This is a genomic window from Acrocarpospora macrocephala, from assembly GCF_009687865.1.
Classification (GTDB): Bacteria; Actinomycetota; Actinomycetes; order Streptosporangiales; family Streptosporangiaceae; genus Acrocarpospora; species Acrocarpospora macrocephala.
Genome location: NZ_BLAE01000023.1, coordinates 53,217 through 67,188 on the forward strand (window position 1 = coordinate 53,217; position 13,972 = coordinate 67,188).

General features: G+C 70.2%; 13 protein-coding genes. 5 read left to right on the forward strand and 8 right to left on the reverse strand.

The window, feature by feature from the left end; translation table 11 throughout:
• Positions 1-2: 2 nt before the first annotated feature.
• Positions 3-938: a LysR family transcriptional regulator gene (locus Amac_RS20795; RefSeq protein ID WP_155356049.1), complete on the reverse strand. Its 936-nt coding sequence runs from the start codon at positions 936-938 to the stop codon at positions 3-5.
• Positions 939-1,012: 74 nt separating this feature from the next.
• Here Amac_RS20795 and Amac_RS20800 point away from each other — a divergent pair, with 74 nt between their 5' ends.
• The gene (locus tag Amac_RS20800; protein ID WP_155356050.1) at positions 1,013-1,282 is read left to right on the forward strand and encodes a CBU_0592 family membrane protein; all 270 of its coding nucleotides are present in this window, start codon (positions 1,013-1,015) and stop codon (positions 1,280-1,282) included.
• 43 nt (positions 1,283-1,325) lie between these two features.
• Here Amac_RS20800 and Amac_RS20805 read toward each other — a convergent pair whose 3' ends face one another.
• Together Amac_RS20805 and Amac_RS20810 are read right to left on the reverse strand one after the other, a co-directional pair.
• Positions 1,326-1,748, reverse strand: a complete 423-nt coding sequence (locus tag Amac_RS20805; RefSeq protein ID WP_155356051.1) for a CdiA C-terminal domain-containing protein — start codon at positions 1,746-1,748, stop codon at positions 1,326-1,328.
• A 53-nt stretch (positions 1,749-1,801) separates the two neighbouring features.
• On the reverse strand, positions 1,802-1,981 hold the full coding sequence (locus Amac_RS20810) for a hypothetical protein (protein ID WP_155356052.1): 180 nt from the start codon (positions 1,979-1,981) through the stop codon (positions 1,802-1,804).
• A 41-nt stretch (positions 1,982-2,022) separates the two neighbouring features.
• Between Amac_RS20810 and map the strand changes: the two genes are divergently transcribed.
• The 3 genes from map to Amac_RS20825 all read left to right on the forward strand — a co-directional run bounded on the left by map (position 2,023) and on the right by Amac_RS20825 (position 4,592).
• Positions 2,023-2,871, forward strand: a complete 849-nt coding sequence (map, locus tag Amac_RS20815; RefSeq protein ID WP_155356053.1) for a type I methionyl aminopeptidase — start codon at positions 2,023-2,025, stop codon at positions 2,869-2,871.
• Positions 2,872-2,943: 72 nt separating this feature from the next.
• Positions 2,944-3,444 (forward strand): SigE family RNA polymerase sigma factor, encoded by a 501-nt coding sequence (locus Amac_RS20820; protein ID WP_246268528.1) that lies wholly within the window; start codon positions 2,944-2,946, stop codon positions 3,442-3,444.
• Positions 3,441-4,592 carry a hypothetical protein gene (locus Amac_RS20825; protein WP_155356055.1) on the forward strand — a complete coding sequence of 384 codons (1,152 nt, stop codon included), beginning with the start codon at positions 3,441-3,443 and terminating at the stop codon, positions 4,590-4,592. The genes Amac_RS20820 and Amac_RS20825 overlap by 4 nt, the downstream gene beginning before the upstream one ends.
• Before the next feature lie 37 nt (positions 4,593-4,629).
• On the opposite strand, the gene Amac_RS20830 is transcribed toward Amac_RS20825, so the two are convergent.
• From Amac_RS20830 to Amac_RS20845, 4 genes are all read right to left on the reverse strand, one after another.
• A complete protein-coding gene (locus Amac_RS20830; RefSeq protein WP_155356056.1) occupies positions 4,630-6,633 on the reverse strand; it encodes a bifunctional copper resistance protein CopD/cytochrome c oxidase assembly protein in 2,004 nt (667 codons plus the stop codon).
• Between the two features lie 70 nt (positions 6,634-6,703).
• On the reverse strand, positions 6,704-7,264 hold the full coding sequence (locus tag Amac_RS20835) for a copper resistance CopC family protein (RefSeq protein ID WP_155356057.1): 561 nt from the start codon (positions 7,262-7,264) through the stop codon (positions 6,704-6,706).
• Between the two features lie 55 nt (positions 7,265-7,319).
• Complete coding sequence (locus Amac_RS20840) at positions 7,320-8,642, reverse strand: helix-turn-helix domain-containing protein (protein ID WP_307729743.1); 1,323 nt, start codon at positions 8,640-8,642, stop codon at positions 7,320-7,322.
• Between the two features lie 592 nt (positions 8,643-9,234).
• Positions 9,235-10,713, reverse strand: coding sequence for a PucR family transcriptional regulator (locus Amac_RS20845; RefSeq protein WP_155356059.1), 1,479 nt, complete (start codon positions 10,711-10,713; stop codon positions 9,235-9,237).
• Between the two features lie 107 nt (positions 10,714-10,820).
• Between Amac_RS20845 and Amac_RS20850 the strand changes: the two genes are divergently transcribed.
• A complete protein-coding gene (locus tag Amac_RS20850) occupies positions 10,821-13,025 on the forward strand; it encodes a xanthine dehydrogenase family protein molybdopterin-binding subunit (protein ID WP_174900199.1) in 2,205 nt (734 codons plus the stop codon).
• Here Amac_RS20850 and Amac_RS20855 read toward each other — a convergent pair.
• Complete coding sequence (locus tag Amac_RS20855; protein WP_155356060.1) at positions 13,022-13,822, reverse strand: excalibur calcium-binding domain-containing protein; 801 nt, start codon at positions 13,820-13,822, stop codon at positions 13,022-13,024. The two genes, Amac_RS20850 and Amac_RS20855, sit on opposite strands and share 4 nt — an antisense overlap.
• Between the last annotated feature and the right edge of the window lie 150 nt (positions 13,823-13,972).

Here is a 13,972-nt window from a genome sequence, read left to right on the forward strand (position 1 = left end):
CCTCAGGCGTCGCTCAGATCGGTGACCCGCTTGGTCAGCCGCGCCGCGGCCTCCCTGAGGGATTCGATGACCACGGCCTGCACGGGGTCGGGCTCGCCGGATTTGGTACGGCTCACGCGGGTGAGCGCCTCGATCCGCCGCGACCCGACACCGTGGATGCCGGTGATCACGACATGCCCCTCGGGGACGTCCAGCAGCGCCAGCGAAGGCACGATCGCGACCCCGTGACCTGCCGAGACCAGGTCCAGGGTGGGCGGGAACTCCGAGATCACGTGCACCCGGCGCGGGGTGAAACCGTGGAACTGGGCGAGCCGGTCCAGGGCCTGGCCGCAGGCCTGGTGCGGGACACCCGCCACCCAGGGCAGATCGGCCAGGTCGGACACCTCGCCGGGCGGGGCGATGCCCGGCGGGGCGACGATGCGGTACTCGTCGTCGTAGAGGCGGTGGCGGATCATGGACGGGAGGGCCGGGGTGGGCTGGCTCATGTCGCGCTCGGTGACCATCAGGTCGACGCCGCCCAGGCGGAGTTCCTGGAGGGCGGGCTGACCGTACAGCTCGTGGATCACGGGGGTGATGAGCGGGTGGCTGCCGGCCAGCTCGGCCAGGGCGGGGACGAGCAGGTGGCGGATGACGGTGGGGAAGGCGGCGATCGTGACCGGGCCCGCCAGGCGTTCGGTGAAACGGTTGAGCTCGTGCCGGGCCTCGGCGAGCTGTTCCTCGATGCGCTCGCCGTAGGCGGAGAGCACCCGCCCGGCCGGGGTGACCGAGATCCGGCGCTGGGAGCGGTCGATCAGGGCGATGCCGACCTCGCGTTCCAGCTGGGCGAGCTGCTGGGAGATCGCCGACGGGGTCAGGTGCAGGGCTTCGGCGGCCTTCATGACGCCGCCCCTGCGGGCGACCTCGTGCAGAATGCGCAGCCGGCGGGGGTCGATCTCCATACAGTAGAGCTTACGCTGGACTTAAGTTTTCTTCACTTGCGCTACAGCACTGCACTCCCAGATGATTGACACAAATGTCTACATTTATCACCATTCTTGGCACGGCCGGGGCGATTGCCCTGCTGATCGCATACGGCATGGTCTCCTCGTCGCGGTTGTCCGGCGACGGCGTCGCGTACCAGGCGATCAATCTGGGCGGGGCGCTCACGCTGGCGATCAACAGCGGGTATCACGGCGCCTGGCCGTCCGCGATCCTCAACGTGATCTGGACCGCCATCGGAGCGCTGGCCATCGGAAAGTTCATCGCGAAGCGCGCGGCCGCCCGCGCGGCGAAGGGAGCCTGACGCGAAAGGAGCCTGACGCGAAAGGAGCCTGACATGGTCACGGTCAGACGTGGGGCGCCGCGGACATCGCGTTGATGTCGTAGCCGTCCCCGACCACCCGCCAGCCGCGCAGGTCACGGCTGTGCGGCACGGCCTGAAAGCGGCGGATGCCCTCATGGGCGGCGACGACGGCCAGCCCGGAACCGCGCGCGTCGATCACGGCCTGCTCGGCGTGCCTGGCGGCGCGGCTCAGGGCCATGGCCACGGCGGCGCCGGTGTCGCCGGTGGCGAGCACCACGAAATCGGTGGGCACACCGTCGACCAGGGCGTCGGGGCGGTTTCCCAGCCGCCCGCGCGCCCCGGGATCCGCGGCCCCGACGGCGATCACCTCGTGACCGGCCGAGACCAGGAATTCGGCGACCCGTCGTTCGGCGTCGGAAAAACGACGAGCCCGCTCGTCCACCTGGCTCAGCCCGCTCTCCCCCACCCATCCAGCTTGGCAGTTAACCGATGGGAATGTCCCCTATTTCCGGTCAAGGATCAGTCGTCGTCATCGTCCTGGTCCTGGGCCTGCCACGCCTTGTTCCGCTCGGCCGCCGTCTTCAGGGCGTCCGCCGCCTCCACCTCCGAGGCGTACGGACCCATCCGGTCCTTGTTCGGGCAGCCCTGATCGGGCTCGACGCGCATGTGCTTCAGACAGAACCACCATTGCTCGCTCACGACCTCATCTTGCCCCGTCAGGGCACAACTAGACTTGCCCCATGACGACGCTGCTGCGCCCGGGGCGGATCTCACCCACCCGGAAGGTTCCCGCCCACATCGAGCGCCCGGAATATGTGGGCAAGCCGGAGCCCAAGCGCGGCGAATCAGACGTGCAGACCGCGGAGACCATCGAGCGCATGCGGATCGCGGGCCGGCTCGCGGCGCAGGCCCTGGCCGAAGTCGGCAAGCACGTGGCGCCCGGGATCACCACCGACGAACTCGACCGGATCGGCCACGAGTTCCTCTGCGACCACGACGCCTACCCGTCCACCCTGGGCTACCGCGGCTACCCGAAGTCCCTGTGCACCTCGATCAACGAGGTCATCTGCCACGGCATCCCCGACGACACGGTGCTGCGGGACGGCGACATCGTCAACGTGGACATCACCGCCTACATCGGCGGCGTGCACGGGGACACCGACGCCACCTACCTGGTCGGCGACGTGGACGAGGAGTCCCGCCTGCTGGTCGAGCGCACCCGCGAGGCCACCAACCGCGCGATCAAGGCCGTCGCCCCCGGCCGCCAGCTCAACATCGTCGGCCGCGTCATCGAGGCCTACGCCAAACGTTTCGGCTACGGCGTGGTCCGCGACTTCACCGGCCACGGCATCGCCCGTTCCTTCCACTCCGGCCTGATCGTCCCCCACTACGACGACCCCTCCCTGGCCGTCACCCTGGTCCCCGGCATGACCTTCACCATCGAGCCCATGCTCACCCTCGGCACCATCGACTACGAGATCTGGCCCGACCGCTGGACCGCCGTCACCAAGGACGGCAAACGCACCGCCCAGTTCGAGCACACCATCCTGGTCACCGAAACCGGCCACGAGATCCTGACCCTGCCGTAGTCCGGCCGCCGGAATTCAACAGCCGGCCTCCTTCGCGCGTGTTCCATGCGACAGATCAAGGAGGCTCGGCTGGTGAATGATGATCACCTTTTCGCGAAGTTCGTCGCGGAATCGGGCGACGCGCTCCTGCGCTACGGCTTCGTGCTGAGTGGCAACCCCCACGACGCGGCCGACCTGACCCAGGAGGCGCTGATCCGGCTGCACCGCGTCTGGCCCCGGGTCCAGCGGACCCGCGACCCGGTGAGCTACAGCCGGATGATCATGACACGGCTGCACATCAGCGCATGGCGCCGGCGCCGGCGCGAACACCTGGCCTGGGACCCGCCCGAACGCGGCGTCCTCGACACGTTGCCCTCCGATTCGGAACGGGAGCTGTGGCACGCGCTCGCGGGCCTGCCCCGCAAACAGCGAGCCGTGCTCGTGCTGCGCTTCTACGAGGACCTGACCGACCCGGAGATCGCCCAGCTGCTGGGCATCTCCCGGGGCACCGTCCGCAGCCACGCCTCGCTCGGCCTGAGCAGGCTTCGCTCCGCCGTAGACCTTCGCCCCGCCACGAATGGAGATCGCTCATGAGCGACGAACTCGAAACCGGGCTGCGCGCGACACTCGGGCACGCGGCCCAAGGCGCGCCGATGCTGCCGAGCGGCCTGGCGGCCCAGCTGATCACCCGTTCGCGGCGGCGCAGGACGCACGCGCGAGCGGTGGTCGCGGGCCTGGCCCTCGCCGCGGTGGCCGTGCCGGTGGGTCTGGTGGCGGGGGACCGCCCCGGCGGAGACGTCAGCACCGCCACCGCCGCCACGACGCCGCCCGAGACCGCTCCCCGGCGTCAGGACCTCTACGAGCTGGCCATGAAGGACCTCACGCCGCTGGGTGACCGGCTGGCCGTCCAGGACCCCGGAGAGGGCCTCGCGATGCTGCTGTGGTTCGCCAGGAACGAGAAGGGCGACACGCTCTTCTGCACGGCCAGCCAGTCCCGGTCCGGCGCAGGCGCCTACGGCTGCAATGAGCCGGACGAGGAGAGCATGCCGACGGTCGTGGGCTCGACCAACCTGATCGCGGAGAAGGTGCTGTACTACGGCCTCACCAAGAGCGAGGTGACAGCCGTCACCACGCTCGTCGCCGGCGGCGACAAGATCCCCGGCAAGGTCGAACATCCGGCGGGCACGCCATGGGCCATCTGGACCGCGACCATCCCCCGCACGACCAGAATCGACGCTTTCGAATTCACCGATGCCCAGGGCCAGGTGACGGAGCGAAAAAAGGAGTACGGCCGCCTGAGCGAAGAGTTCACCGCCGAGCCGGTGGGCCCCGCCGCGACGCTGCCGCACGACCTGGTGGCCACCCTCGTGAAAACCCCCGATGAGACGCTGATCTGGCGGCTCGACGGCAACGTGATCGGCCAGCACCTGGTCAGGGCGAAGGACCTGCTGACGAACATGGGCGGCGACCGGTACCCGGTGTCGATGCAGGACCGAGGCGCCCACTGGTTCGGCATCACCGAGTCGCGGACGGCCCGGGTGGACATGATCGCCCCCGACGGCACGGCCTCGACCGCCGCCACCCGGCCCAACCCGTGGAACATCGACGTACGCCTGTTCTCCGGCGTCCACCAGCGCACGAAGGACATCTACGCCGAAGGCTTCGAGCTGGTCGGCTACGACGAGGCGGGCACCGTGCTCTGGCGCGAGTCCCAGCCCGCGGTGACCCCGCTCTGGCGCTGACCGGACCGCGGTGAACGGCAGGACCGGCTCCCCCGGATCAGGAGGAGCCGGTTTTGTTGGGTTTGCGGCGGTTGAGCTTGGCCAGGTAGTCGTTGTAGGCGTCCAGTTCGGGGTCACCGGTGCCGCCGGATTTGGCGGCGCGGGCGTCGGCGCGGCGGTCGGCGCGGCGGGCCTGGCGGTCGTCGGCCCGCCACCACTGGATGGCGAGGGCGATGACGACGATCAGGGTGGGGATCTCGCCGAAGGCCCAGGCGATGCCGCCGCCGAGTTTCTGGTCGGCGACGGCGGTGTCGCCCCAGGTGCGGCCGAGCTGGTCATACCAGTCAGAGGCCAGGACGGTGCCCATGCTCATCAGGGCCAGGCCGAAGAAGGCGTGGAACGGCATGGTCACGAAGAGCAGGATGAGGCGGCCCACGTAGGGGAGCTGGATCGGGGCCGGGTCGACGCCGACGATGATCCAGAAGAACAGGCAGCCGGTGAGCAGGAAGTGGACCGACATCGCCAGGTGGCCCAGGTGCTCCTCCATCGCGGAGGCGAACAGGGGGGTGAAGTAGAGGGCGTAGGTGGAGGCGATGAACAGGGCGGTGGCGATCCCGGGGTGGCCGATGACGCGCATCGCCCGGCTGTGCAGGATGACCGTCAGCCATTCGCGGGGGCCGCGGTCGCCGCGGCGGGCGGCCGGTTTGAGCGCGCGCAGGGCCAGCGTGACGGGGGCGCCCAGGACCAGGAAGATCGGGACCAGCATGGACAGGATCATGTGCTCGGTCATGTGCACGCTGAACAGGACCGGGGCGTAGCGGGCCACGCCGCTCTGGGTGGCCAGCACCAGGATGCCCACGCCGATGAACCAGGCCACGGTGCGGCCGACCGGCCAGGAGTCGCCGCGGCGGGACAGCCGGACCAGCCCGGCGGCGTACAGACCGCCCAGGGTGGCGGCGATGACGGCGAAGAACAGGTCGAACCACCACAGGGTGAGCAGGTTGCCGAGGGTGATCGGTGGCGGGACCAGGTAGCCGAGCAGATCGAAGGCGCGGTCGGTGGGCACGTCCACGGGGGGCGGGGCGGTCTGGGCGAGCGCGACCGCGACGCCCACGGTGGCCGCCATCAGCATGATCTCTCCGAGCGCCAGGCGCAGGAAGGCGCCCGGCTTGCCGGCGGTGAGCTGGGGAAGCGTGCGGCCGCGATGCCACCAGCCGATGACGCCCAGCACGCCGAAGGCGAGCAGCTTGGCCAGCAGGAGCAGGCCGTACGCGGAGGTGAAGAGGGCGTCGACGCTGGCGAGCCGGGCCACGACGCTGGCCAGCCCGGACAGGCCGACCCCGGCGAAGCACCACAGCGCCATCCGGGAGAACCGTTCGGCGGCCAGGGGGAGCTTGTCGGCGGATCTGATCGCGTGCACGCACAGCAGGCCCAGGCCTCCTACCCAGACGGCGAGGAACAGCAGGTGGAAGGCGACCGAGGTGGTGGCCAGGCCGTGGTTGGGCGAGGAGGATGAGTGCCCGGTCAGCGCCGGGGGCAGCAGCGTGACCAGCGCGAAGACCAGCAGGCCCCCGGCCGCGCCGACGGTGATCGCGCCGCGCGCGAACAGCGCGATGGACACCGCGAACAGCACCACCAGGGTGAGCGCGATGCCCTGCGGGGTCTGGCTGGCGTAGCTGGTGAGCTCGTTCCCGCCGAGGATCACCCCGATCGGCTGGCCCATCGACTGGGAGAGCCCGAACACCAGCGTGGACGCCGCCGCCACCGCCCACACCAGCGCGGCCCACGACGCGGCCTTCACATACTCCAGCGCCGGCTTCCCGAGCAGCCCCTTGTCGCTGGGCAGCAGCGCGGCGGCCATCAGCAGCAGGCCGACGGTCAGCACACCCGCCGCGTCCATGGACAGCTTGGAGAGCGGCACCATCCACCGGGTCAGCGCGCCCTCGTCCGGCAGCCCCGGAATGACCCGCGGCGTCGCCGCCCCGCCGGCCACCATCCCGATCACCAGGGCCCCGATGGCCGCGCACACGCCCGCGATCGCGAACCGCACCGTTCTGTTCATCCCCGGCCTCCGGCCTGTACGGCAACCGCCCCAGCCATCACAGTCCGCCCCGTCATGATCGTCAACATGCTCACGGCTTCTTCCGCATGCTGAACGCCATCCCGATGCCGATGCCCGCGAGCCCGAACACCACGACCCACACCCAGCCGGGCACGCTCGGCGACTCGGCGACCTGCGCCTCCGGGCTGGCCTCCACACTGGCCTCGACGCCGGCCTCCGCACTGGCCGACGGCGCGGCGGCCACCGGAGCGGCGGGAGTCTCCCCCGGCGACGGGGGTGGCACGAGCCTGAAAGGGATCTCGCCTTCGATCGGGTGGCCATCACGGGAGACGACCCGGTAGGCGATCGTGTAGGCGCCGCCGGGCAACTGCGGGCCGACGTCCTGGAGGACCCTGGGACCGCGCACCTGGGGCTTGCCGTCCTCGTAACGCAGCCCGCCAGGGCCGGTGACGATCACGACGGGGAAGCGCACCGACTCGGTGAACTCCAGGGTCACCTTCCTGAGCGCCTCCACCCGGGTGTCCCGCAGCGGATCGCTGGTCCGCAGGGAGGTGTGCGCGAACGCCGGAGCGGTACCCGACAGGAGCATGGCGAGGAAGGCCAGCGCGGCGGGGAGCGGGGAAATCTTCATGACGCCCCCAGGCTACCGACGCACGCGCTCGCTCCCTACTTCGCCAGTCCCATTCTCAGAGTCCGACGCACGAGAGTGCCCGCTGGTAGGCGTCCACACTGGCATCGTGGTCGCCCAGCTGGGACATCGTCTCGGCGGCGTGATGCCAGCTCTCGGCCACCTTGCGAGTGGCGGAGAGGTGCTTGAGCGACTCCCCGGCCACCGAAAGCTCCGTAGTGCACTCCTGGTCCCTGCGCTGCATGAAGTAGATCTGGCCGAGCATCAGGTGTGCCTCGGAGTGCAGACTGCGGTTGTTCTCGCCGACCAGGTCCACAGCCTGCTGCGCGTAGCCGAGGGCGGCGTTCAGATCACCCAGGGCCAGTTCGCACCTGGCCAGGTAGAGCGAGCAGTGGATGATGTCACCCAGGCCGGCGGAGGACTCCTTCAGTTCGCTCATCGCGCGCAGCGTGATGTCGCGAGCGAGCTCGGCCTCGCTGGGGCGCACCTGGAGCAGCAGTTTGGCGTAGGCGCCGCGGAGCCGGGCAAGGTTACGGGGGCCGCCGGTCTCGGACTGGACCGCCAGGGCGCGCTCGATCAGCGACATAGCCTCCTCGCCGAAGCCGAGGTGCTCGGCGGTCACGGCGGCGTTCCAACAGGCGGCGACAGTCGAGCGTGGGGAGGCGAGCGTCTCGGCGGCCGACAGGAGCTCGGTGGCGAACTGCCGAGCCCTGAGCAGGTCACCGCGCCAGAAGTAGACCGAGAGCAGGGTGGCGCCGAGTTCTACCAGATCGTCGTTCCAGTGCTGGCGGGCGGTCTCGCCGAGGATGCGCTCGCCGACGTCGACACCTTCTTGGAAGTCGCCGCGCTCCCGGTAGCAACGGCAGAGCGCGACCGCGATCGCCACCCGGCGAGAGGGGGTCTGGGCCTCCGTGTCGGACTCGAGCAGGGAGTCCAGCATCTCGATCGCCTCGTCCAGCTCAGCGCACGCCTCCAGGGAGCGGGCGTAGCCGAACTGGACGTCCTGGCGGAGCGAGGCCAGACCGACGAGGCTCTTGTCGTCCATCAGTTCGCGGTAGCGACGGCGTGCCTCGAGGAACTCGCCGTTCTCCAGCGCCATCCGGGCGAAACGCAGCCCGAGGTCGAGTTCCTCCATCTGCTCGGCCGTGACACCGTTGACAAGATACGTCAACGAACAGTCGAGCTTCTGCGCAAGCAACTCCAAAACGGCGGGAGTTGGCGTACGCTTACCACTCTCGATGAGTGAGACGTATGAGTCTGACAATTCGGGATGGGCGAGCTGGGCCTGAGAGAGACCGCGTTGGCGGCGGATTGTTTTTATCCGCTGACCCACCAAATCTTGACTGGTCACATGCACCCCTTGAGAAGATGTAGGCCCCACAACCAAACACCGACGGGAGTTCCCCCCATGAAACGCCGCCTCGCCGTCTCTGTCGTAGCTGTCTTGATCGCAGCCGGAGTGGCTGTCTGGTTAAATGCTACGACCGCAGGCGCCGCCCCGTCTCCCCTGCCGCAGTCACCAGCGTTCATGTGCTGCTGATTCGTTACGCGCGCAGCGCGTGAAGACGGGCCGACCTGGTGTGCTCAGGCGCAGCTCACGAGCACAGCAAGAGGCAAGACCGCGAGCCTCCACGTGGAGGAACGCGCACTGTCCACTTCTGGACACCGGCGCGGCACCTGCGCCGGACATGTGAAAACGTACGGGGTTAGTGGTTGACCATAGGCCGCCTAGAGCGCGACGGCCGAAGGCCGACCGGAGCCCACGGTCCGATCGGGGCCCGGCCGCATCTCTCGCCAAGAGGTTTCACTCCACGGCCACCCCCTTTCGGGCCAGCATGACAAGGTAGTCGACTCCATTGTGGCGGCGCTTTCTGGAAGATTCCAGAGAGCGCCGCCTGACTGTGTGTCAGGAAGCACCACCACATCTTGTCACCAAGCGAACACTTTAGGTGACCTTTTCCGAGAATTCGAATTCAGGACGCCCGAAGCGCGAGATAAAGGTCTACTCGATCCGCCATCGCGGAAAGATCCTTTCCCGTCAATTCCTCAACTCGCCGAATGCGATATCGCACCGTGTTCACATGCACGTGCAGATGCTCGGCGCAAGTGTTCCAGGAACCTGCACAATCAAGGAAAGTCCCGAGGGTACGCACAAGATCCGCCTGATGTTTTCTGTCATACGCGAAGAGCGGATCAAGCAACCGTTCCGAGAATGATCGGCGAACATCGCCGGGAACGGTCGCCAGCAGCAGTTCATGGGTGTAAATCTCGGCGCTGGTGACCACCCCGCCCCCGCGCGCCTCCGCCATCCGGCGCGCGTGCCCGGCCTCCTCCACCCCGCCGCGAATGGCAGCGGGACCGGTCAGGGCGGCGCTGACGCCGATCGACACCGCGACGCCCGGCAACGCCGCCACCCGGGCGGTCAGGGCCGCGGCGACCGCGTCGGCCGTACCCGACCGGAGCGGGACCAGCGCGATCGCACCGTCGGCCGCGGCAGCGGCGACCACCCGGCGGTCCAAGAGCTCCTCCACCACCTGGCCGCCCAGCACGGCGGGATCAGCGGACGGCTCGGCGACGGTGGCCGACACGACCGCGTAGGGCTCCCCCGCATCGATACCGCACGTGCGCAACCGGGCCGACAACTCCGACAGGTCCGCGGTCCCGGCGGTGGCGAGCGCGATGAGTTGTTCGGCCAGCCGACGCTCGACCCGGCGGCCCCCCTCCATCCGGGTCCGTTCCAGCGCCACGCACGAGGCCAGCTCGTAGCCGATCTCCGGATCCAGCTCGCCCCCGCAGACCAGCGCCCACCCGGCGGCCCGGTGCGCCCGATCCACCGCGAAGATCGTGTACGGCCCGGCGGTCACCAGCGGCAGCCGTACCGCCCCGAGGAATTCGGCGGCCAAACGGGACGCGTCGGCCTCGGGCAGCGACCCGGCGATGACGGTTCCCGCAGCGGACACGACCGCGCCGGTGACGCCCAGTTCCGCCGACATCAGCGCGCACAGTTCGGTCAGACTCGCGCCCTCCGCCACGGCCGCCACGATGCGCCGGTGCCGCCCCAGCGCGCGGCGCAGGTCGCCGGCCTGCGCCCCGGCCAGGCGGCGGGTGACGGCGTCGGTGACCGCGCCGAAGGACACCTCCACCGGCACCTCGATCAGCGGCAGGCCGCGCTCCCGGCAGGCCGCCAGCAGATCCTCGGGGATGTGGCCGAGCTTGGCGTCCCCGGCGGCCAGCGCGGCCACGCCGCCGCGCACCAGGATGTCCACGAACCGCCACGAGTCGGCGGGCTCCTGCCGCCACATCATCCCGGTCAGCACGAGTTCGCCGCCGGACAGGTAGCGCCCAGGATCGGGCAGGTCGGTGATGAGCGCGCCGGTGATCTCGGCCTGCGTCTCCCCGGCGAGCAGGATGAGCCGCAGATCGTCGAGGGCCAGCAGATCGCGTATCTGCACACGCCCACACTATTTGGACGAATCTACAAGGCGCAGCCGCCGCCCGCTCCCGCGTTTCATGGCCACACCTCTAGGCCGCCCGTGAGCTGGGCTGATCTACTCGCTCTATGAGCATTGCCACGGGACAGAGCCAGGGCGTCGGCCAGAGCGCGCTGCGTCCGGACGGGACGCTGAAGGTCACCGGCGAGTTCGCCTACTCCTCCGACCTGTGGCTGGACGGCATGCTCTGGGGCGCCACCCTGCGCAGCCCGCACCCGTCGGCGTGGATCAAATCCATCGACATCGCCCCCGCCCTGGCCATGCCCGGCGTGTACGCCGTGCTCACCCACGAGGACGTCCCCGGCACGAAGTTCTACGGCCTGGAGCACAAGGACCAGCCGGTTCTCGCCATCGACCAGGTCCGCTACCAGGGCGAGCCGGTGGCCCTGGTGGCCGCCGACCACCCCGAGACGGCCCGCCGCGCCGCCGACGCCATCCAGGTCTGGTACGAGCTGCGCGAAGCGGTCACCGACCCCCGCCGCGCCGCCTTCGACCCCGCCTGCCCCCAGGTCAACCCGCACGGCAACGTGGTCCGCCACCAGCCCGTCCGGGTAGGCGAAGAGTTCACCGCCGACGTCGTGGTGACCGGCGAGTACGAGGTCGGCATGCAGGACCAGGCCTTCCTCGGCCCCGAGTCCGGCCTGGCCGTGCCCGCCGAGGACGGCGGCGTGGACCTCTACATCGCCACCCAGTGGCTGCACGTCGACCAGGACCAGGTCGCGCCCTGCCTGGGCCTGCCCAAGGACAAGGTCCGCCTCACCCTGGCCGGGGTCGGCGGCGCGTTCGGCGCCCGCGAGGACCTGTCCATGCAGATCCACGCCTCGATGCTGGCCCTGCGCACCGGCAAACCCATCAAGATCGTGTACGGCCGGGAGGAGTCCTTCTTCGGCCACGTGCACCGCCACCCGGCGTGGCTGCGCTACGAGCACGGCGCGACCAAGGACGGCGACCTGGTCTACGTCAAGGCCGAGATCGTCCTGGACGGCGGCGCGTACACCTCCTCTTCCCCCGCCGTGGTCGGCAACGCGGCTTCGCTGGGGGTGGGCCCGTACGAGGTGGACAACGTCTGGATCGACGCGTACGGGACCTACACCAACAACCCGCCGTGCGGGGCGATGCGCGGGTTCGGCGCGGTGCAGGCGTGCTTCGCGTACGAGTCGCAGATGGACCGCCTGGCCGAGGCGTGCGGGCTCTCCCCCGTCGAGATCCGGGTGCGGAACGCGGTGTCGCAGGGGTCGAAGCTGGCCACCGGGCAGGTGGTGGACACGCCCGCGCCGCTGGCCGGCATGCTGCGCGAGCTGGCGGCGATGCCGCTGCCGGGGCCCGGCTCGGCGGATCTGCGCGCGCTCCCCGGCGGGGTCGCGCAGACCACGCACGGCGAGGGGGTGCGCCGGGGCGTCGGCTACGGGGTGGGGATCAAGAACATCTGCTTCTCCGAGGGGTTCGACGACTACTCCACCGCGCGGGTCCGGGTGGAGCTGCTGGGCGGCGAGCCGCACGTGCTGGTGCACACGGCGGCGGCCGAGGTGGGCCAGGGGCTGATCATGGTCAAGAGCCAGATCGCCAGGACCGAGCTGGGCATCGAGCGGGTGACGATCGTCCCGGCCGACACCTCGGTGGGCTCGGCGGGGTCGTCGTCGGCGTCGCGGCAGTCGTACATGACCGGCGGCGCGGTCAAGGTGGCCTGCGAGGCGGTGCGGGAACGGCTGGACAAGCTGACGGCGGGCGGGGCCACGCTGACGGAGGTGCTGGCGGACGGGCCGATCGAGGAGACCAGGGAGTTCCGGCACCGGCGCACGTTCCCGATGGATCCGGTGACGGGGCAGGGCGACTCGCACACCCAGCTGGCGTTGTGCGTGCACCGGGCGGTGGTGGACGTGGACGTGGAGCTGGGTCTGGTCAAGGTGGTGGAGCTGGCGGCGGTGCAGGATGTGGGGCGGATCATCAATCCGCTCGCGCTGGAGGGGCAGATCCACGGGGGGTCGGCGCAGGGGCTGGGGCTGGCGCTGATGGAGGAGATCCAGGTCAGGGACGGCAAGGTGCTCAATCCGTCGTTCACCGACTACCTGATCCCGACGATTCTGGATATGCCGCCGATGCGGCTGTCGATCCTGGAGAATCCGGACCCGCACGCGCCCTATGGTCTGCGCGGCGCGGGTGAGCCGCCGACGTTGTCGTCCACGCCCGCCATCGCGGCCGCCGTCAGGGACGCGACCGGGCTCGCGCTGACGCGGGTGCCGATCCGGCCGGACGACATCGCCCTCGCCGGTTAGACATCGTCGGGGTCGCAGGCGATGCCGTCGTTGTCCTTGTCGACATACCACGCGTACTGCGGGTGGGTGCCCTTGAAGAAGGGCCCCGCGCCCGCCGCGATGGCCTCACGGCAGCTCGCGTATTTGGTCTGATTGTTTCCGCTGGCCGCGGGGCTGGGGTTGTCGCCCGCCTGCGGCGCCAGCGGCTGGCCGGTGTTCTGCGGAGTTCCTGATTGCGTCACCGCGGGGTCGGTGAGACCGGGGTCGGTGACGGGCGGCGGAGTCACGACGGCGGGAGACTGCGCCGGGGGCTCGGCCGCGGGACCGCTCAGGCGGGCCAGCAGGGCCACCGCCTCCTGCTGGGTGAAGCCGGCGATGCTCAGGCTGTCCTCGGTGATCTCCTGCGCCACCCGGGGGGCGGCCACCACCTTGTCGGCGACCACGATGGCCAGCTGCCGGTTGACCGTGTCCCTGGTCAGGTCGGCGATCTGGGCGCGGCTGTCCGGCGCGAGCACGACCCGGACCGCGTACTTCCCGTCACTCTCGGCGAGCGACTCGATCTTCTGCACCACCGCGACGGTGACCCCGGGCTCCAGCTGGTAGCACGTGGCCCCGGCGTCGTCGGGAACCATCTCGGCGCCCGCGCAGGGACCGGGCCCGACCAGCTCGACCGGCGCGAAGTGGATGGGCGTGGCCAGCCGGCGCAGCGTCGTGGTGGACAGCGGCGGCGCGTCCGGATTGCGGGTCATCAGCACCGCGACCGTGCCCAGCACCCCGGTCATCACCACCACCAGCACGAGCGCCACGGCCAGTGCCACGGTGGTGCGCCGGGTGGCCTGCGGCGGCCCGGGCGGAGCCGCGGGACCGCCAGGCCCAGGTTCTCCCGGACCTAATGGACCTCCAGGGCCCGCCGCGCCGCCCCCCGGCGGGGGCTCAGCCGCGCCCGGCGTGTTCTGCATCCCGACCTC